The 19,085-nt window shown below is 59.9% G+C and carries 15 protein-coding genes, 3 rRNA genes and 1 riboswitch; of the genes, 10 read left to right on the top strand and 8 right to left on the bottom strand.

What is annotated here, in order from left to right:
* The first annotated feature begins 48 nt into the window (after positions 1-48).
* Together sepH and BQ4436_RS06880 are read left to right on the top strand one after the other, a co-directional pair.
* Entirely contained in the window at positions 49-975 is a 927-nt protein-coding gene (gene sepH, locus BQ4436_RS06885; RefSeq protein WP_070362857.1) for a septation protein SepH, read from the top strand.
* 9 nt (positions 976-984) lie between these two features.
* Positions 985-1,833 carry a DUF6928 family protein gene (locus tag BQ4436_RS06880; protein ID WP_070976085.1) on the top strand — a complete coding sequence of 283 codons (849 nt, stop codon included), beginning with the start codon at positions 985-987 and terminating at the stop codon, positions 1,831-1,833.
* Here BQ4436_RS06880 and BQ4436_RS06875 read toward each other — a convergent pair.
* Entirely contained in the window at positions 1,793-2,632 is an 840-nt protein-coding gene (locus BQ4436_RS06875) for a TrmH family RNA methyltransferase (RefSeq protein ID WP_070976443.1), read from the bottom strand. The genes BQ4436_RS06880 and BQ4436_RS06875 overlap by 41 nt on opposite strands.
* Positions 2,633-2,641: 9 nt before the next feature.
* On the bottom strand, positions 2,642-4,099 hold the full coding sequence (locus BQ4436_RS06870; protein ID WP_255366151.1) for an NCS2 family permease: 1,458 nt from the start codon (positions 4,097-4,099) through the stop codon (positions 2,642-2,644).
* A gap of 147 nt (positions 4,100-4,246) precedes the next feature.
* On the opposite strand from BQ4436_RS06870, the gene BQ4436_RS06865 reads away from it, so the two are divergent.
* On the top strand, positions 4,247-4,936 hold the full coding sequence (locus BQ4436_RS06865; RefSeq protein WP_070976081.1) for a hypothetical protein: 690 nt from the start codon (positions 4,247-4,249) through the stop codon (positions 4,934-4,936).
* Between the two features lie 4 nt (positions 4,937-4,940).
* Here BQ4436_RS06865 and BQ4436_RS06860 read toward each other — a convergent pair whose 3' ends face one another.
* Entirely contained in the window at positions 4,941-5,612 is a 672-nt protein-coding gene (locus tag BQ4436_RS06860) for a DUF3027 domain-containing protein (RefSeq protein ID WP_369822037.1), read from the bottom strand.
* Positions 5,613-5,659: 47 nt separating this feature from the next.
* On the opposite strand from BQ4436_RS06860, the gene BQ4436_RS06855 reads away from it, so the two are divergent.
* Positions 5,660-6,445 carry a glutaminyl-peptide cyclotransferase gene (locus BQ4436_RS06855; RefSeq protein ID WP_070976442.1) on the top strand — a complete coding sequence of 262 codons (786 nt, stop codon included), beginning with the start codon at positions 5,660-5,662 and terminating at the stop codon, positions 6,443-6,445.
* A 10-nt stretch (positions 6,446-6,455) separates the two neighbouring features.
* Positions 6,456-6,962, top strand: coding sequence for a DUF2771 domain-containing protein (locus BQ4436_RS06850; protein ID WP_070362862.1), 507 nt, complete (start codon positions 6,456-6,458; stop codon positions 6,960-6,962).
* 3 nt (positions 6,963-6,965) lie between these two features.
* Here BQ4436_RS06850 and BQ4436_RS06845 read toward each other — a convergent pair whose 3' ends face one another.
* Positions 6,966-7,349 carry a cold-shock protein gene (locus BQ4436_RS06845; RefSeq protein ID WP_070976079.1) on the bottom strand — a complete coding sequence of 128 codons (384 nt, stop codon included), beginning with the start codon at positions 7,347-7,349 and terminating at the stop codon, positions 6,966-6,968.
* Between the two features lie 237 nt (positions 7,350-7,586).
* Positions 7,587-7,762: riboswitch (cyclic di-AMP (ydaO/yuaA leader) on the top strand.
* A gap of 9 nt (positions 7,763-7,771) precedes the next feature.
* Here BQ4436_RS06845 and BQ4436_RS06840 point away from each other — a divergent pair.
* Positions 7,772-8,422, top strand: coding sequence for a resuscitation-promoting factor Rpf1 domain-containing protein (locus BQ4436_RS06840; RefSeq protein WP_070362865.1), 651 nt, complete (start codon positions 7,772-7,774; stop codon positions 8,420-8,422).
* 120 nt (positions 8,423-8,542) lie between these two features.
* Here BQ4436_RS06840 and BQ4436_RS06835 read toward each other — a convergent pair whose 3' ends face one another.
* A complete protein-coding gene (locus BQ4436_RS06835) occupies positions 8,543-8,737 on the bottom strand; it encodes a hypothetical protein (RefSeq protein WP_070362866.1) in 195 nt (64 codons plus the stop codon).
* 53 nt (positions 8,738-8,790) lie between these two features.
* On the opposite strand from BQ4436_RS06835, the gene BQ4436_RS06830 reads away from it, so the two are divergent.
* From BQ4436_RS06830 to BQ4436_RS06815, 4 genes are all read left to right on the top strand, one after another.
* Positions 8,791-10,866 (top strand): helicase-associated domain-containing protein, encoded by a 2,076-nt coding sequence (locus BQ4436_RS06830; protein WP_070976077.1) that lies wholly within the window; start codon positions 8,791-8,793, stop codon positions 10,864-10,866.
* Positions 10,867-10,882: 16 nt separating this feature from the next.
* Positions 10,883-12,535 (top strand): DNA repair helicase XPB, encoded by a 1,653-nt coding sequence (locus BQ4436_RS06825; protein ID WP_070976076.1) that lies wholly within the window; start codon positions 10,883-10,885, stop codon positions 12,533-12,535.
* Positions 12,536-12,545: 10 nt separating this feature from the next.
* A complete protein-coding gene (locus BQ4436_RS06820) occupies positions 12,546-13,196 on the top strand; it encodes a DUF3239 domain-containing protein (RefSeq protein WP_070976074.1) in 651 nt (216 codons plus the stop codon).
* A gap of 130 nt (positions 13,197-13,326) precedes the next feature.
* Complete coding sequence (locus tag BQ4436_RS06815) at positions 13,327-13,833, top strand: GNAT family N-acetyltransferase (protein WP_070362870.1); 507 nt, start codon at positions 13,327-13,329, stop codon at positions 13,831-13,833.
* Between the two features lie 146 nt (positions 13,834-13,979).
* Here the strand turns inward: BQ4436_RS06815 and rrf are convergent.
* From rrf to BQ4436_RS06800, 3 genes are all read right to left on the bottom strand, one after another.
* Positions 13,980-14,098, bottom strand: a 5S ribosomal RNA gene (rrf, locus tag BQ4436_RS06810).
* Positions 14,099-14,259: 161 nt separating this feature from the next.
* Positions 14,260-17,341, bottom strand: a 23S ribosomal RNA gene (locus tag BQ4436_RS06805).
* A 437-nt stretch (positions 17,342-17,778) separates the two neighbouring features.
* A 16S ribosomal RNA gene (locus BQ4436_RS06800) occupies positions 17,779-19,085 on the bottom strand; the annotation flags it as partial.

The raw sequence follows: 19,085 nt of genomic DNA, 5'->3' as shown, positions 1-19,085 counted from the left end.
ACAAATGGGCTAAGCTGGTGGAGGTATTTGTCAGCGGAAAGGAGCCACATGCGCGAGTTATACCTCATGGATGAGGAGTCCACGGAGACGTTCTTCGTCCTCCGAGATGACGAGGGCATCCGTTACCAGCTCGCGCGTTCCGAGATGCAGGCCGTGGCTGAGGAGGAATCCATCAAGCCTGAGCTTGAGGTTGCACCGGACGCGCAGGAACCATCCGCTGACGCTGACAATGCACTCGGTGACGAGCACTCCGAGGACGCAGCGGAGACAGCCTCCGAGGAGAAGCCCCGCAGCCTGCCGGAACCGGACCCGCTGTACTCCACCCCGCTTTCGATGCGCCCGAACCAGATCCAGGCGCGCATCCGCTCCGGCACCCAGCCATCCGAGTTGGCTGAGGAGATGGGGGTGGCTGAAAGCCGGATCGACCCGTACGCCCACCCGGTGCTCCTGGAGCGCTCGCAGGTTGCCGAGGCCGCAAAGCAGTCGCACCCGATGCGCGAGGACGGCCCGGCGAAGCTGACGCTGTTCGAAATCCTCGCCACCGCATTCGCTGCCCGCGGGCATTCGCTTAGCGACGCCACCTGGGACGCAACCCGTGAGCCCGGCGATGACTGGGTGGTGCATGTCCGGTGGCAGGCAGGCTTAAGCGAAAACGAGGCCTTGTGGTCCTTCCACCGCCAGATGGGTTCCGCACCGACGACGGAGGCGCGAAACTCCATCGCTGCAGACCTCACAGACCCGGATTTTGTGCAGCCAGTTCGTTCACTCACGGCTATCGATCAAGACGTCGATGAGGGCGAAGACGCCACCGACGCCCCCGCTGCTTCGGACGAGGATGCAATCGCGACCGGTGACTTCTTGCAGCACCCGGATGAGGCACCGCAGCCGCAGAAGAGGCGTCGAAAAGCTGTAACTCCGCACTGGGAAGATGTCCTGTTGGGGGTCCGAACAAACACGAAGCGGCCGCGAAAGTAGGGCCCCGCTATGTCTCATAACGCCGTGGTTACCTGCTGGTTTGTCAACGTCGCACACCCGGAGGACGTGCTCGAGGGCGAGCCGAAGGCGGACCGTGGGTTCGGCCGAAAGCTGCTCGCACAGGTTAACCCGGCGTGGCCTATTACCCCGATTGGCCAGTTCCCGCTGAATCGTTCCTCGGTTCCTGGTGTGGACGAGTATTACATCGCGGGGTACCCGGGAGTTGCGGTTGTCCGTTTCTTTGTCAGGGACGCGGAGCGCATCAGCGAAACCGCCAAGGCGCTGCGCACCGCACTGCCTAGCGCTGACACCTACGTCTACGCGGAAGGCACCGATTCGGACTACGCGGCGATCGCCCACTACCAGGGTGAGACGCTGCGCCGCGCGTTCTCTGCCACCCGCGACCACGTCTTCGAGGACGTCGGCTTGCCGGACCCGTTCGAGGCCCCGTACTGGGCCGGGGAAACCGCACCCCAGCTCGGCGGCATTTCGCTACCGTTCGAGCCGCCAGCGCTGATGCGCGAGGCTGAGCGCGCGTGGTTGGGTATCGAGGTCGGCGAGGACGGTCCGGATGTGCACATCATCGGCTACGCGGTGGATGGCCGCCCGGAGCCGAGAGTCGAGGCTCCTGCCCCACGCACCAAGACTGTCAACGAGGTGGCGGCAAAGTTCGCCGAGCAGACCAACACGTACGACGATTACGAGCAGCACGACGAAGAGGCAGAGCGTGACGAGTTTTCCGAGCTTGCCGACGCCTCCGTCGCAGCAGCAAAGCGCGTTGGCCGCGGGCTACGTCGTCGCGCCCGCGACCTGAAGGCTACGATTGCGGAGAAAATCCGCCACGCAGACCGCGGCTGATGAGGTCGCGCTGGCGCTCGTAGAACGCAATCGCCGCAGCCGTGGCCACGTTGAGTGAATCCGTCCCCGGCGCCATGGGGATTTTCGCGCGCACATCGGTCGCGCGCATTGCGTGCTGCGTGAGCCCAGGGCCTTCCCCGCCGACGAGAAATGCCACCTTCTCGTGATCGTTGAGTGCCTCTGAGAGGTACACGGCATCGTCCGCAGGGGTCAGCGACACCAGCCACCAGCCCTGTTCCTGCAGCTGTGCGAGCTCGCGCTGCCACGTGGTTGGGGTGCCGCCGAAGTGCGCAAACGGAGTGCGAAGCACATGGCCCATTGAGACGCGGACGCTGCGCCGGTAGAGCGGGTCGGCGGTGGCGGCACCGAACAGCACGCCATCAACGCCCATGCCGGCGGCGTTGCGAAAGATGGAGCCGATGTTCTCGTGGTCCCCCACTCCCTCAAGAATCACCAGGGTGCGGGCATCTGCCACGACGTCTTCGACGCTCAGCGGTTCGGGTTTATCCGCGGAGACTAGCAGTCCGCGGTGCATGTCATAGCCGGCGACCTCCCCCATCACTGCGCGGCTGATCTCGTAGACCGGTATTCCTTCCGCTTCGAGGCGCTCGCCGTACTGTTCCAAAAAAGACTGGAGGCGGCCACCGAAGCCGAACACCGCGCGGACAGGAAAGCGGGACTCCACAAGGCGTCCCGCAACAAGAGGCCCCTCCGCAAACACCAGGCCTTTCTCGCGGTCTGAGTGCTTCAGGTCGCGGATATCGTCAAGCCGGGGGTCGGAGGGGTCGTCGATAACTATGCTCACGCTTTACGAGATTAGCGACATCAACGGTCCTTGTGCGAAATAGATCAGGAACAGCGCAGAAATCAGCCACATGATCCAGTGGATGTCCTTACGCTTGCCAGCGAAGAGCGCCATCACGGTAAACGCGATGAAGCCGACGCCGATGCCGTTGGCAATCGAGTAGGTCAGCGGCATCATGATGATGGTTAAGAAGGCCGGGAAGGCAACGTCGAAACGGGTCCAGTCGATGTTGCTGACCTGCATCATCATCAGCGCGCCAACCACGACGAGGACCGGTGCGGCGGCCTCGATTGGGACGATTTTGTACAGCGGGGTGAGGAACATCGCCAGCAGGAACAGGATGCCGGTGACCACGTTTGCGAGGCCGGTGCGGGCGCCGTCAGCAATGCCGGCGGACGAGTCCACGAACACCGTGTTCGAGGAACCAGAAAACGCGCCACCGACTACTGCGCCGAAGCCTTCAACAACAAGGGCTTTCTTCATGCCTGGCAGGTTGTCGTTCTCGTCGGTCAGGCCGGCCTGGCGGCCGAGCGCCGTCATGGTGCCCATTGCGTCGAAGAAGTTCGCCAACACGAGGGTGAAGACCAGGAGGCTGGCGGCGACGACACCGACCTCAACGAAGGCACCAACCATGTCGATTTTGCCCACGAGGGACAGATCCGGGATGCCACCCAAAGAATCCGGAAGCGCAGGGACCGCGAGCGACCAGCCGTGGTCATTCTCAGCGGACGAGCCTGCACCGACGAAGGACTCCACAATCATCGAGATGATCGTCGTCGCGACGATGCCGATGAACAGCCCACCCGGAATGTTCCGGATCACCATGAAGCCACAGATGAGCAGGCCGATGACAAACACAGCCGTCGGCCACGAGGCGATCGAACCACCGAAGCCCAGCTGCACCGGGACAGTGGTGTGTGCCTCGTCAGGGATGCGGCGCACGAACCCGGCGTCCACCAAGCCGATCATCGCGATGAACATGCCGATGCCGACACTCATTGCCACCTTCATCGAGTTCGGGATGGCCTCAAAGACGGCGGTACGGAACCCGGAAATCGCAAGAATGCAGATGATAATACCGTCAATCACGATGAGGCCCATGGCCTCTGGCCAGGTCAGGCCCTGTTGCCCAACGAGTGTCACTGCAACGAGTGTGTTCAGGCCAAGGCCCGCAGCAATACCAAACGGATATTTAGCAATAACGCCGAACAAGATACACATCACACCGGCGGCAAGGGCCGTCACCGCAGCTACCTGCGGGATACCAAGCACGACACCTTCGCGGTCGGGGCTCGTGCCCAGGATCAAAGGATTCAGGAGCACGATGTACGCCATCGCAAAGAAGGTCACGATACCGGCGCGGATTTCGCGGCCGACGCTCGAGCCTCGCTCACTGATATGGAAGAATTTATCAAGCCCGCTAGCGGGCTGCTTCGTTGAAGATTCGCTTGGAATACTCACTGCGAAGATCCCCTTTAGTTCGTTGAGGAAGTTATGAAAGAGAGCAAAGTTGTTGCATGCATCGGCTGAAATCTATCTGCCAAAAGCCTGCAATAGACTTTTACCTTAGTGCACACACTTCCTAATAATTTCGACTTGGAGCCCAAAGTGGATGTATTCAGCTTTGTCATTTCGCAAGGCATGGTTGCAGATGCAGATCTGCTCACCTCGAAGCTTCGCGGCTGCGGCATCTCGCACTCGGAGTTTGAACGCCTCCGCGTTACGGTCAGCCAGGTTACGGGCCCTCGCAAAGCGGTCGTCCACGTCAGGGGAGACCATGTGTCCTTGACGCTTCGCCCGGCGCCTGCGCCCTCCACGGAGATCACCATGTTCGCGGAGCCAATCCGGGATCAGCGCGCGCAGCCGAACAGGCACGGGCCGGACCTCGGGTGGCAGTTGCACGCATCGGCAACGCTGGGCACCAACGACGGATTGCTTGCCGACGCCAGCGGCCGCATCATCTCCGCACTCCTCCAACCACTGATCACATTTCCAAGCGCCACGCGGGCGGTCATCTCCGGGCACCCTGCTACCGCGGGGTCATACGCGCTGGAGGGGGTTGTGCGTGTGTTGGAGGAGGCGGGCGTCGAAACGCATGAGGCGCACGACGGCTTCTCACGCTTCGACCTGATGCACCAGGAGACGTGGGCCGTCGATGCTGTGCAGGGTGCCCGGCTTGTCGAGCAATGGCAGGAGTACGGCACACCCAAGCCTGGCCCCCGAATGATTTCGCGCGGTCTACTGCCGACGCACCGCGAGATCAATAAGACCCGGCAGCTGCGGGCATCACTGCTCTAGCGGGTTACTTCCCGTCGTGGCGCGGCGCCTTGGTATCTGCGTGGGCACCGCAGCCGTAGGATGCAGCGACGATGCGGCCATCAGCAGAGTATTCGTTGGTGCACACCCCGAAGTTCTCCCCCACTGGGTGCTCCATTGGAATGTAGAACGCGCAGGTCCGGCAGTGCAGCGTTGCCTGCTCGGCGAACGCAGAATTAGGGCCAAACTTGCCCTTCCGCCACCGCGTCTTCGCCGCGTTGAGGCCTTCTTGCGTGAGGTAGTGGTCAGTTTCCCTGCCTGGGAACGTCACTGCATCCTTTGCAAAGGAGTCTGTGGTCAGGCGCTCGTCGTCAGGCGCTGGCTCCATGATGTCGCCGGGGCCGAGGTCGCCGGGGCGAAGACGCTCGGAGTACGGCACCCAGTCCGGCGCCTGCAGCGCGTCACGAGCCGGCATGAGCGCGACCTCGTTGACGGTCACCCATGTTGAGCCCGTGGCACACGCGACGACCGCGTTCCATTCCCACCCGTTGTAGCCAGGCACGCTCGCTTCGAAGCGGTGCGTGGCCACGTTGCTCGAGAGCCCAGCGACACCGATGTGCGCGCCGACCTCGCCTTCCGCGATCTCGAGGATGGCCTCTCGCGCGACCTCAATTGCTTTGTCGCTCAGCAGTGGTGAAGAGTTCTTGTTCTGAGACACGCTCTCCATTATGGCCCATTTCTGGGGAAATGCTGCATGATGGACGTATGCGTGTTCACTCCCGACGGTTTTGGTCCATCCTGATGTGTCCTTTGGTGCTGCTCACTGTGAGTGGTTGCGATGAAGCTGCCACCGAGGTGGAGCAGCTGAAACCCGAAATCGTACAACGCTACGACTACGACCCTGCCCTGTTCACCCAGGGCCTCGAAGTCGATGAGGACGGCACGCTCCTCGTCAGTACCGGCCAATACGGAGCGTCCGGTATGTATCGGCTCACGGCAGAAGGCGACGTGTTGGGCGAGGTTGCCTTGCCAGACGTGTTCTTCGGCGAAGGCATGACCCGCGTCGGAGATTCGGTTTGGCAGCTGACGTGGCAGGAGGGCACCGCGTTTCGCCGCGATGCAGCGTCCCTAGCAACTGTCGATACCGCCCACTACGACGGCGAAGGGTGGGGGCTGTGCGCCACCGATGATGCACTTATTTTCTCCGACGGTTCCGCCGAGCTGCGCCGCATGGACCCGGACACGCTCGCCGAGCTTGCGCGGTTCGAAGTCACCGACCAAGGCAAACCCGTCGAGGGTCTCAACGAGTTGGAGTGCGTCGGCGACGACGTCTACGCAAACATCTTCACAACCACCGACATCGTGCGTATCGACGCCACCTCCGGCCACGTCACGGCCAGAATCGATGCGTCGTCTCTTCCCAACAACGCCGACGAAGACATAAACAATGTGCTCAACGGGATCGCGCATATCCCTGGCACCGACGAGTTTTACCTCACCGGCAAGCGTTGGCCTGACCTCTACCGCGTCCGGCTGGTCCCGTCCCAGTAGAATTTCGCTCATGACTGCTTCCCGCCGTGCTTCCTCTCGCCTTGCACTCCAACTCGGTGCGACAGTTCTCGCCGTCGCTATCCTGCTCGCTGGGGTGTACGCGTTCATGAACTGGCAGCGCTCGCAGCCAGGTCTTCCCGTAGAAGACCTTCGGATTCACGTCACTGCATCCGACGGCGAGCACGAGATCGCCCCCTACACGCTCTGCCCCCTCGATGAGCAATGTGACGGCGGTGAGCCACCGGCACTCACACGTGATGGCTCCGACGAACTCACATTCCGCATCGACCCAGATATCGCTGCGGGCAGCTGGCGCCTCCTCCTCATTTACGACGACCCCTCCGCCAACGAGGAGCGCCTCCACCAGGCGGGCGAGACCACCGAAGAGACCGCTCCTGCCGTCAAAGAAGGCGGGGCAAAACTCCTCGTTGCTGAAGTCTCGACGCTGGCCGTAAAAAATGACGACCACGGGGAAGAAATCCCGGTGGTCGCCACATGGTCGGTCGCGTTTGAATAACGCTTAGGCGTCAAGCTCCTTCGCCACTGCGCGCAGGATGCCCGCAACCTGTCGAGCCTCTTTGCGCTCAGGGTAGCGCCCAGCCGTCAACGCCGGTTGCACGTCGGACTCGATGAGCGTCATCACATCGGCAAGCATGCTTCCGAGTTCTTCTGGCTTCCTACGGTGCACGGGGCGACGCTTCTGCGTCTCCAAGATGGCGACGCGCAGCGCCTGCGGGCCCTTTCGGCCTGCGGCAAAGTCGAACTCGATGCGCTGTCCAGGCACAAGCTCATCCACACCATCCGGGAGCACCGACTTAGAAATAAATACGTCGTCGTCTCCAGGGTTGGATGCGAAGCCGAAGCCCTTGTCGGCGTCGAACCACTTCACCTTTCCAATTGGCATTAGTCTTCGTTCCTTCTCTGTTCTCTATGCAGACTCAGCAGTGGCTATCCATCATAGTCGTATCGCCCGTTCGAGCCCCAACACGAAAGAAAGTGCCACAAATCACACTCGCGCCAATTTGGCTCGTGAACAGGACAAACAGCCCTACCAGTCTCCCCGCGTCCGCGACACCGACCCCAAAAAGTGCCCGGAGCGTGACTAAATCGTTATAAAGCGTTAGGCTGTCCCGCAGCAAGAAAACGAGGCACGCTGAGTTCTGTTCGCCTCGCACAATTACACAAAGAACAGAAGCGGAGGACCCAACCTTCGGAAACTCCCTCCCGGAGCTTCCTTGGGGTGAAGTTGCTACTGCAACCGGACACCTCAGCCCGAACCCGACAGCTTACTTCGCAAGCGACAACAAGAGAGGACATCGTATTTTCATGGGACGCCATTCCAAGCAGACCACTTCCCTGACCAAGAAGGCACTCGCCGGCGCAGCCGCAACCGCGGCGTTCGCTGGACTGATGGCCCCAGAGGCCACGGCAGCGCCTGACTCTGACTGGGACCGTCTCGCACAGTGCGAGTCCGGCGGCAACTGGGCAATCAACACCGGCAACGGCTACCACGGCGGCCTGCAGTTCTCCGCGTCCACCTGGCAGGCATTCGGTGGCGGCCAGTTCGCTCCAACCGCGAACCTGGCAACCCGTGAGCAGCAGATCATCGTTGCAGAGCGCACCCTGGCACAGCAGGGTTGGGGCGCATGGCCAGCATGCTCCGCTCGCCTTGGACTGAACTCCGCTGCGACAAATCGCGACGCACAGGCTGTCTCACCGGCACCTGCTCCTGCACGCGCTGCCGTTGCATCCCCGGACGCAGCCCAGCGCCAGGCAGAGAACCCAGTTGACGCCCTGTACCGTCAGCTCGGCAGCTCCCTGAGCAACTATGGTTTCGCGATTCCGGCGCACATCCAGCAGTCCTACGCTGCGAACCGCGCGAACTACGATGCGTTCTACAGCCAGAACGCTGCACTGATCAACGCTGTTCGCTCGGGCGATCTCGCCGCTATCGGCGCAGCACTGCTGAACCGCTAAGCACTCAATAGAACGTGCCCGCCACAGAAAGCTTGTGGCGGGCACGTTTGTTTTGCTTTATGAAAGGGGCATAGGGACTGGCCAGCCCACTCTTTCAGGGCTGGCCAAAAGGTTGAACACTTAGCGGTTGATTCGCGTCGTTGGGTGGACGTACCCGATTTCTTCCGCCGGGAGTGGGAGCACGAGCTCGTCCCCAAACGGGCTAGATGCACCGGTAAGCTGCGAGGACAGCTCGGTGACAGGCGAACCATTACCAGGGGTGTTGGTGGGCCACGCCGGGTTCGCGCGACCGATCTTCTCTACGTCTTTAGCCATGCGTACTATTCTTTCACGCCTGGACAAAAATCGCACGTACACTAGCCAACGCTATGACTACGTTCCAGGAAGCGCTCCGCACGATGCGCCCCGAACAACTCCGGGAGCTCATTTATCTCAGGCCAGACGCCTTTTACCCCACCCCGCCATCCTGGGGTTCGCTGGGGACGCGGCTGTCGCTGGCTGGGTCTGCAGCACGAGCGTTACGCCGTCTCAACGCTGCCGAGTTGCGGCTTCTGGAAGCGCTCGGGGACGTCGGCGCCGAGCTCTCTCCCGTCGACACCAACAGTGTCCCCGCAGCGCGTGTTCCCGGGGCCGTCGAGCGTCTCCGTGCGATGGCGCTCATCTATGGCCCGGATACTGCTGTACGGGTCGCACCAGGGGCACTTTCCGCGCTGCCGTCGGGCTGGCGCCTCGGGGACCAGGCCCCACCGAACCTCGACGGGCTGCTGGAAGGACTCAGCGCCCGCGAGCGCTCAGTGCTGGATACGCTAGCGGCGTCAGGTTCCGTCGGCACGACGAGGGCCGCCGCGGCGGACGCGGATCCCACGACGCCAGTTGCAACACTCATTGCGAAAGGGCTGCTCATCCGCGTCGACGCCACAACGGTTCGCCTACCTCGCCCCGTCCGCGACGTCCTCCGTGGCCTGCCACCGCGCGAGTTCCCCGAGCACGCCCCTGCCGTCAACGATCCAGATCAGCCGACGATCGACCGCAACGCTACTGGCGCGGGCCTCGACGCGGTGCGCAAGCTCCGCCAGCTACTGCTCCTGTTACTTGAGTCCCCGGTCGCACTGAACAAGGACGGCTCCCTGGGGGTCCGCGCACATGCGGGGTTAACGCAGGCCCTCGGTTTCGATCCTGCGCTCCTCATTACCACGGGCGAATCCGCCGGCCTTCTCGGCCGTGGAAGCACCGACGAGGCCGACGTACTCGCGGCCACCCACGACGCTCTTTCCTGGTTGGACGCCACGCTCGCCGACCAGTGGGCTATCCTCCTCGCCGGCTGGCTCGCCTCGCCCTGGCGCACCGACAAGACGCCGGAGCACCGCCTCCTTTCGGAGCCCACCCACAACCCCGACGTCAGGCATGCCCGGAGGCGCATCGTCGAGTACGCAGGCCCCGACCAAGAGGCCCGATTACTGTTCCACGTACCGCTCATAGCAGCGAATTTCTCGCCCCAACTTATCGAAACCACCATCGCCGAAGCCGCATTCATCGGCGCGATTGGCGGCGTGGGGAGCTCGGCGTCGACACCCCTGCAAGCACTTCTCAACGACGGCGACGTCGTCGAGGCCACGAAGCAGCTCGTCCCCGCGGAGGTCTCGCAACTCATCGCGCAGGGCGACATGACACTGCTCGCCCCGGGGCCGCTCGATGCGGCGACCGCCGCCGTCGTCGAAGATATCGCCGACCTTGAATCGCCGGGCCTTGCCAGCATGTGGCGCATCAGCGACGCCTCCCTGAAGCGCGCCCTCGACCGTGGGCACGACGCCGACTCACTGCACACATGGTTGAAACAGCACATCATGGGCGAGGTTCCGCAGGCCATCACCTTCCTTATCGACGACCTCTCCCGCACCCACGGCGCAATCCGCGCCGGCAGCGCGCTGAGCTACATCCGCTGCGCCGACCCTGCCCTCCTCGCCGTGGCGGCTGAGCACGCCGATCTGCGGATCTTGGCACCCACCGTCGCCGTCAGCCCGCTTCCGCTGCCACGCTTGCTCCACGAGTTGCAAGCCGCGGGCCTGCAGCCAACCGCCGAAGACGACCACGGCGCCTCCATCACACTTGCGGAGGAACCAGCACTGGTGCGAGCAACACCGTCCTCGCTCCCCCGAACCGCCTCTCTGAGCGAAGGGGACGTCGATAAGATTGTTGCGGCCCTCAACTCGGATACGAGCCAACCTTCCGGGGTCAGCGAAACGTCAACGACTGATATGCTTCGTGCAGCAGCCCGCGCCCGTCGCCGCGTCAAAGTTGAGTACGCGGACTCGCAGGGCGCGCAGCACACCCTAACGGTCATCCCGTTGACGGTGAGTGTCGGCGTCATTGATGCGCAGGACACGGCCACGCAGCGCGTGATCCGCATACCACTGCGGCGCGTCACCACTGTGACGCTGGTGTAGAAAGAAAGGTCCAACAATGACGTTTGGGGACGGCCCACTGATCGTGCAGTCCGATAAAACCGTACTGCTTGAAATCGCGCACCCGGACGCGGCGAAAGCTCGCGCAGCGCTTTCCCCATTCGCTGAACTCGAGCGCGCCCCCGAGCACGTCCATACCTACCGCATCACCCCACTTGCGCTGTGGAATGCCCGCGCCACCGGCTTCGACGCCGAGACCGCAATCGATGTCCTCGAGCGCTATTCCCGGTTCCCCGTCCCCCAGTCGCTCCTCATCGACATTGCGGAGACGATGGCGCGCTACGGGCGCGTCAGCCTACTCAACGATCCACAACGCGGGCTCATCCTCGCCACGGAAGAGCCCCCAATCCTGGATGAGATTACGCGCAACAAGAACATCATCCTGTTTCTTGGCCAGCGCTTCGACGAGCACACGGTAGGCGTACACCCGTCCGCGCGCGGGCGCATCAAACAAGAACTCATCAAGACGGGCTGGCCGGTGGCGGACCACGCCGGATACGTCGACGGCGAATCCCACCCAATCGCGCTCGACTTTGACGGTTGGGAGCTTCGCGACTACCAGCAGTACGCCGCTCAAGCATTCTGGGAGGGCGGCTCAGGCGTGGTGGTCCTGCCGTGCGGTGCGGGCAAAACCATCGTTGGCGCCGCCGCGATGGCGCAGGCAGAGACGACCACGCTGATCCTTGTAACCAACACTATCGCCGGGCGGCAGTGGCGCGATGAGCTGCTGCGCCGCACCACGCTCACCCCGGAAGAAATCGGTGAGTACTCCGGCGAAAAGAAGGAGATCCGCCCGGTCACCATCGCGACCTACCAGGTCGTCACCCGGAAAACGAAAGGCGAATACCGCGCCCTCGAGCTTTTCGACACCACCGACTGGGGCCTCATCATCTACGACGAAGTCCACCTCCTCCCCGCCCCCGTTTTCCGCATGGCGGCCGACCTCCAGTCCCGCCGCCGTCTCGGCCTGACCGCAACGCTCATCCGCGAGGACGGCCGCGAAGACGACGTCTTCTCCCTCATCGGCCCCAAGCGTTACGACGCCCCCTGGAAAGAACTCGAAATGGCAGGCTTCATCGCCACCGCCGAATGCATCGAGGTCCGCACCACGCTCACGGAAGAAGAGCGCCTCAGCTACGCGACGGCCTCCGCACGCGAGCGCTACCGCCTGGCCGCCACCGCATCAGCCAAGCTCTCGACGGTCAAGGACATTCTCGCCCGCCACGAGGGCGAACCGACGCTCATCATCGGAGCTTACGTCGATCACCTGCGCCACATCGCGCAGCAGATCGACGCCCCACTCATCGACGGCCGCACCAGCACCAAAGCCCGCGAAGAAGCCTTCGAGTGCTTCCGCCAGGGCGAGCTCCGCACCCTCGTCGTATCGAAGGTGGCGAACTTCTCCATTGATCTACCCCAAGCAGCGGTGGGCATCCAGGTGTCGGGCACCTTCGGTTCCCGCCAGGAAGAGGCCCAGCGCCTCGGCCGACTCCTTCGACCCAAGCCAGACAGCAGCGAGGTCTTGTTCTACACCGTGGTCACACGAGACACCCTGGACGCCGAGTACGCCATGCACCGCCAACGCTTCCTCGCCGAACAGGGCTACGCTTATCGCATCATGGATGCCTCAGACCTCAAACGCGGCCTATAGACTGTGGCCTATGACTGAACAACCATTCCGCTTCAACGTCGACGAAGAATACGCCAAAGAACACAACGAACTTATTCGAAATACCAAGAACCTCGTTACCTCAAGCATCGCTCTGTTCGTCGTCTGCCTCATCGCGGGCGTCATAGTCTGGTTCCTCGTCGACCCGACCTCCCCCTGGCGCCTACTCGGATCCCTCTCCCTTATCTTTTTCGGCACCATCATGCTGATCGTCGGTCTTGCTATTCCTCGCGCGGTTCCACGTACCCAAGCAATTTACGACGCCAACCCCCTCTCTCCCGCTGTCATCACCGATGACAAGGGCACCACAGTTACCCTCACCGCGTTAGTAAACACAGTCGTTGACCAGCAGTCCCCTGCCGAGTGGGCGCTCACCTCAACTGTGGTGCAACGGATCCCCGGCGTCACTCCTAAGGTTGGCGCTGCAGTTCCGTGCGTCGCTGTGGGAGGCCAGCGCACATCCCGCGACAAGGCACACTGGGCAACGATTACTCCGATGCCAATCGCGTGGGGCACCCCTTCAGAGGAAGTTATCAAACAAGCCACGGACTACATCCCCGACGATCAGTGGCGCGCCCTCAAGCAAGCTATCCGCGACGAGGATCTAGTCAAGAAGTCTAGAAATGAGCTCATAGCTCTTTAGGCCGACATCCTCGCCTCAGCGTACGCCCCAGGGAATGCTTATGTCCCCTGGGGCGTATTGCTTGCGCCATGCCTCAGCCATTGAGGCCAGGTAGCCTGAGAGGCCTAACACTTTGAACGGAGATTCCAAGATGAACGATGCTTTTCCCCTTCGCACCCCTCGCCTTATCCTCACTCCTCCCACGGACCAAGATATAGACGCCATTTTTAGGATCCACGCCGACGCCCGCACCTATCAACACCGTCCCGACCTCGCGATGAAAAACCGCAAAGAGGCAGAGGAGTTGGCAAGCACATGGCAAGAAAACTGGGATGAACAGGGTCTTGGCTACTACGTAGTGTCCACGCTTGACGGAACAACCATCGGGTTTACTGGAGTACGCCACAGTGAGGAAGCCGGTGAACAGGTACTCAACCTATATTACCGATTCGCCCCTGAATCTCAGGGCCAGGGATACGCAAAGGAGGCTGCATCTGCGGCGATTGCCAATGCACAGGAACGTTTCCCGCAGCTTCCAGTCATCGCTATCATCGACCCCACTAATGAGGCATCGATCGGTTTAGCATTGAGGCTCGGATTCCAGCACGTCCATGGTGCGGGTGTACCGAACGATTACGAGGTCTACCGCCTCTCCTGAATTCTGGGCTCAACGCGGCGGGGTTCTCGACGCGAGCCTCTCTAGATACATCCCCGTTTGTTTGTTGTGTGGGGGTGCACAAAAAAATGTGGTGAGTATGTGCCACAACAACACACACTCACCACACACAAGAAAATGAAGTTATAGGCCGGCGGTAACCTACTCTCCCACACCCTCCCAGGTGCAGTACCATCAGCGCGGGCGGGCTTAGCTAACCGGGTTCGGAAAGGGACCGGGCGTTTCCCCGCCGCCATCAACCACCGACACGACCAAAATCGTGCCAACACAATACTGTTGATAACAACGACAATATTCACATATCAGCACAGGCATGTCATGCCAGACACTGCACAGTGGACGCAAACACTACTTCTTTACACGGAAGAACACTCAAAACTCTTGACCATAAACAATGCACACCATGTGTTTTGTTTTAGTCTCGGTGTAATTAGTACCAGTCACCTTACACACCTCACAGTGCTACCAGATCCGGCCTATCAACCCCATCATCTCTAGGGAACCTCAAACGAAACCTCATCTCAAAACAGGCTTCCCGCTTAGATGCTTTCAGCGGTTATCCCTCCCGTACGTAGCCAACCAGCCCTGCTCCTGGCGGAACAACTGGCACACCAGAGGTACGTCCGTCCCGGTCCTCTCGTACTAGGGACAGCCTTCTTCAAGTTTCAACGCGCGCGGCGGATAGAGACCGAACTGTCTCACGACGTTCTGAACCCAGCTCGCGTGCCGCTTTAATGGGCGAACAGCCCAACCCTTGGGACCTACTCCAGCCCCAGGATGCGACGAGCCGACATCGAGGTGCCAAACCATCCCGTCGATATGGACTCTTGGGGAAGATCAGCCTGTTATCCCCGGGGTACCTTTTATCCGTTGAGCGACACCACATCCACAAGTAGGTGCCGGATCACTAGTCCCGACTTTCGTCCCTGCTCGACTTGTAAGTCTCACAGTCAAGCTCCCTTGTGCACTTACACTCACCACCTGATTGCCAACCAGGCTGAGGGAACCTTTGGGCGCCTCCGTTACATTTTGGGAGGCAACCGCCCCAGTTAAACTACCCACCAGGCACTGTCCCCAACCCAGATCATGGGCCAAGGTTAGACATCCACTACGGTCAGAGTGGTATTTCAACAACGACTCCACAATCACTAGCGTGACCACTTCACAGTCTCCCACCTATCCTACACAAACCGCACCGAATACCAATACCAAGCTATAGTGAAGGTCCCGGGGTCTTTTCGTCCTGCCGCGCGAAACGAGCATCTTTACTCGTACTGCAATTTCACCGGGCCTGTGGTTGAGACAGCAGGGGAGTCGTTACGCCATTCGTGCAGGTCGGAACTTACCCGACAAGGAATTTCGCTACCTTAGGATGGTTATAGTTACCACCGCCGTTTACTGGGGCTTAAATTCTCCGCTTCGGACATGCGTCCTAACAGGTCCTCTTAACCTTCCAGCACCGGGCAGGCGTCAGTCCGTATACATCAACTTAACCGTCTTCGCACGGACCTGTGTTTTTGATAAACAGTCGCTCCCCTCTATTCTCTGCGACCCCCACCAGCAACACACCGAAAAAGGCATGCAACCAGCAAGGGCCCCCCTTCTCCCGAAGTTACGGGGGCAATTTGCCGAATTCCTTAACCACAGTTCACCCGACCGCTTTAGTATTCTCTACCTGACCACCTGTGTCGGTTTCGGGTACGGGCCATACACACACATCGCTAGAGGCTTTTCTCGACAGCAAAGGATCACCACCATCACCCAACAATTGGGCTACGCATCACGCCTCACACAAAATATCGACCGCATTTCACAAGTCGACGTGCCACACGCTTACACCAAGATATCCAACACTTGGCGCGGCTACCTGACTGCGTCACCCCATCACTGAACTACCACGGATCAGGCCCCACGCATCACCAACAACCACACACCCAAAAGGATGCGCATGTTGCCAGTTCAGGGTGGTTAGTATCACCGCTTCACTCTTTGTCGCATGCATACGGGTACGGGAATATCAACCCGTTGACCATCGACTACGCCTGTCGGCCTCGCCTTAGGACCCGACTCACCCTGGGAAGACGAACTTGACCCAGGAACCCTTAGTCATCCAGCGGATACGATTCTCACGTATCTCTCGTTACTCATGCCTGCATTCTCACTCGCACACAGTCCACCACCCCTTACAGTATGGCTTCACCCCATGCACGACGCTCCCCTACCCATAGTAAAAACTATGCCGCGGCTTCGGCGGTGTACTTGAGCCCCACTACATTGTCGGCGCAGAACCACTCGACCAGTGAGCTATTACGCACTCTTTCAAGGATGGCTGCTTCTAAGCCAACCTCCTGGCTGTCTTCGCGATCCCACATCCTTTTCCACTTAGTACACCCTTAGGGGCCTTAACCGGCGATCTGGGCTGTTTCCCTCTCGACTATGAAGCTTATCCCCCACAGTCTCACTGCTATAGAACACTTAACCGGCATTCGGAGTTTGGCTGATGTTGCTAAGATGATAGTCCCGCTCAACCAACCAGTAGCTCTACCTCCGGCAAACTACTATAACGCTGCACCTAAATGCATTTCGGGGAGAACCAGCTATCACGGAGTTTGATTGGCCTTTCACCCCTACCCACAACTCATCCCCTCAGTTTTCAACCTAAGTGGGTTCGCGCCTCCACAACCTCTTACAGCTGCTTCACACTGGCCATGGGTAGATCACCCCGCTTCGGGTCCAGGACATGCCACTAAACGACACCCAATTAGGATTCGCTTTCGCTACGACTACCCCACACGGGTTAACCTCGCGACATGCCGCTGACTCGCAGGCTCATTCTTCAAAAGGCACGCCATCACACACACGCGGTGCTCTGACGGATTGTAAGCGCACGGTTTCAGGAACTCTTTCACTCCCCTCCCGGGGTACTTTTCACCATTCCCTCACGGTACTTATTCACTATCGGTCACACTTAGTATTTAGGCTTACCGGGTGGTCCCGGCAGATTCACAGCAGATTCCACGAGCCCACTGCTACTCGGGCAAACAATCACCACAACACGACACGCCTTCACGTACAGGGGCTCTCACCCTCTCCGGCACACCATCCCAGGTGACTTCCGCTAACACGCCGCATCATAGGGGTACATGGCAGCATACCCACAATCATCGCCCACAACACCACACGCGCAACCCCTGCCAGGTATCACACACGCATGGTTTAGCCTCATCCACGTTCGCTCGCCACTACTAGCAGAATCACAATTGTTTTCTTCTCCTACGGGTACTGAGATGTTTCACTTCCCCGCGTAACCCCCACACAGACTATACATTCATCTGCAGGTAACACTCCATAACAAGTGCCAGGTTTCCCCATTCGGACATCCTCGGATCAACGCTTTGTTGGCAACTCCCCGAGGCATAACGCAGCCTCACACGTCCTTCATCGGCTAAGCATGCCAAGGCATCCACCGTACGCCCTTGTAACAAAACAAAAACACACAACAAACAAACAACAAACAACCACCACACACAAACAGCATGACAATCACTTGTTGTTAGGCAAACTTACAATCAAAAAATTCTTCCACAAGAATAAAGATGCTCGCGTCCACTATACAGTTCTCACACAACACACCCCACACACCAACCACCAACCAAACAAGTCAGTGATCAACACGCGGAATCATTCAAGACAACACAACTGCTGTCTCAGACACCCAACAGTGCACCAACACACAATAACTATTACTTCATTTTTGACTACAAAAACCCGGCCACACTGCAACCACAACCACAACCACCACACGAATGCATGACAGTCTGGAGCTGGTGTGTCTCCACCCGGAAACAACAATTGGCAGCCACACCCACGGTGACTCAACCAACAACCAAGCCCACAACTGTGGGCCAACAAAATAAAACTCCTTAGAAAGGAGGTGATCCAGCCGCACCTTCCGGTACGGCTACCTTGTTACGACTTCGTCCCAATCGCCGATCCCACCTTCGACAGCTCCCATGACAGGCCACTGGCTTCGGGTGTTACCAACTTTCATGACGTGACGGGCGGTGTGTACAAGGCCCGGGAACGTATTCACCGCAGCGTTGCTGATCTGCGATTACTAGCGACTCCGACTTCATGGGGTCGAGTTGCAGACCCCAATCCGAACTAAGGCCGGCTTTGTGCGATTAGCATCCCCTCACAAGGTAGCAAACGCGCTGTACCGACCATTGTAGCATGTGTGAAGCCCTGGACATAAGGGGCATGATGATTTGACGTCATCCCCACCTTCCTCCGAGTTAACCCCGGCAGTCTCTCATGAGTCCCCACCATTACGTGCTGGCAACATAAGACAAGGGTTGCGCTCGTTGCGGGACTTAACCCAACATCTCACGACACGAGCTGACGACAACCATGCACCACCTGTATAGCGACCACAAGGGAAACCACATCTCTGCGGCGATCCGCTACATGTCAAGCCCAGGTAAGGTTCTTCGCGTTGCATCGAATTAATCCACATGCTCCGCCGCTTGTGCGGGCCCCCGTCAATTCCTTTGAGTTTTAGCCTTGCGGCCGTACTCCCCAGGCGGGGCGCTTAATGCGTTAGCTACGGCACAAATCCCGTGGAAGGGACTCACACCTAGCGCCCACCGTTTACGGCATGGACTACCAGGGTATCTAATCCTGTTCGCTACCCATGCTTTCGCTCCTCAGCGTCAGTTACTGCCCAGAGACCTGCCTTCGCCATCGGTGTTCCTCCTGATATCTGCGCATTTCACCGCTACACCAGGAATTCCAGTCTCCCCTACAGCACTCAAGTTATGCCCGTATCGCCTGCAGTCCCACAGTTAAGCTGTGGACTTACACAAACGACGCGACAAACCACCTACGAGCTCTTTACGCCCAGTAATTCCGGACAACGCTCGCACCCTACGTATTACCGCGGCTGCTGGCACGTAGTTAGCCGGTGCTTCTTCTCCAGGTACCGTCACAAAAATGCTTCGTCCCTAGCGAAAGGAGTTTACAACCCGAAGGCCTTCATCCCCCACGCGGCGTCGCTGCATCAGGCTTGCGCCCATTGTGCAATATTCCCCACTGCTGCCTCCCGTAGGAGTCTGGGCCGTATCTCAGTCCCAATGTGGCCGTACACCCTCTCAGGCCGGCTACCCGTCGACGCCTTGGTAGGCCATTACCCCACCAACAAGCTGATAGGCCGCGAGCTCATCCCATACCGCAAA

Source organism: Corynebacterium sp. MC3, from assembly GCF_900099485.1.
Taxonomy (GTDB): domain Bacteria; phylum Actinomycetota; class Actinomycetes; order Mycobacteriales; family Mycobacteriaceae; genus Corynebacterium; species Corynebacterium pseudogenitalium.
This window is presented reverse-complemented; position numbering and strand designations above follow the sequence as displayed.

Bases quoted from the DNA above. Each gene is read 5' to 3' on its own strand.
- sepH (WP_070362857.1), top strand. From the start codon at position 49: ATGCGCGAGTTATACCTCATGGATGAGGAGTCCACGGAGACGTTCTTC.
- BQ4436_RS06880 (WP_070976085.1), top strand. From the start codon at position 985: ATGTCTCATAACGCCGTGGTTACCTGCTGGTTTGTCAACGTCGCACAC.
- BQ4436_RS06855 (WP_070976442.1), top strand. From the start codon at position 5,660: ATGCGTGTTCACTCCCGACGGTTTTGGTCCATCCTGATGTGTCCTTTG.
- BQ4436_RS06850 (WP_070362862.1), top strand. From the start codon at position 6,456: ATGACTGCTTCCCGCCGTGCTTCCTCTCGCCTTGCACTCCAACTCGGT.
- BQ4436_RS06845 (WP_070976079.1), bottom strand. From the start codon at position 7,349: ATGCCAATTGGAAAGGTGAAGTGGTTCGACGCCGACAAGGGCTTCGGC.
- BQ4436_RS06840 (WP_070362865.1), top strand. From the start codon at position 7,772: ATGGGACGCCATTCCAAGCAGACCACTTCCCTGACCAAGAAGGCACTC.
- BQ4436_RS06835 (WP_070362866.1), bottom strand. From the start codon at position 8,737: ATGGCTAAAGACGTAGAGAAGATCGGTCGCGCGAACCCGGCGTGGCCC.
- BQ4436_RS06830 (WP_070976077.1), top strand. From the start codon at position 8,791: ATGACTACGTTCCAGGAAGCGCTCCGCACGATGCGCCCCGAACAACTC.
- BQ4436_RS06825 (WP_070976076.1), top strand. From the start codon at position 10,883: ATGACGTTTGGGGACGGCCCACTGATCGTGCAGTCCGATAAAACCGTA.
- BQ4436_RS06820 (WP_070976074.1), top strand. From the start codon at position 12,546: ATGACTGAACAACCATTCCGCTTCAACGTCGACGAAGAATACGCCAAA.
- BQ4436_RS06815 (WP_070362870.1), top strand. From the start codon at position 13,327: ATGAACGATGCTTTTCCCCTTCGCACCCCTCGCCTTATCCTCACTCCT.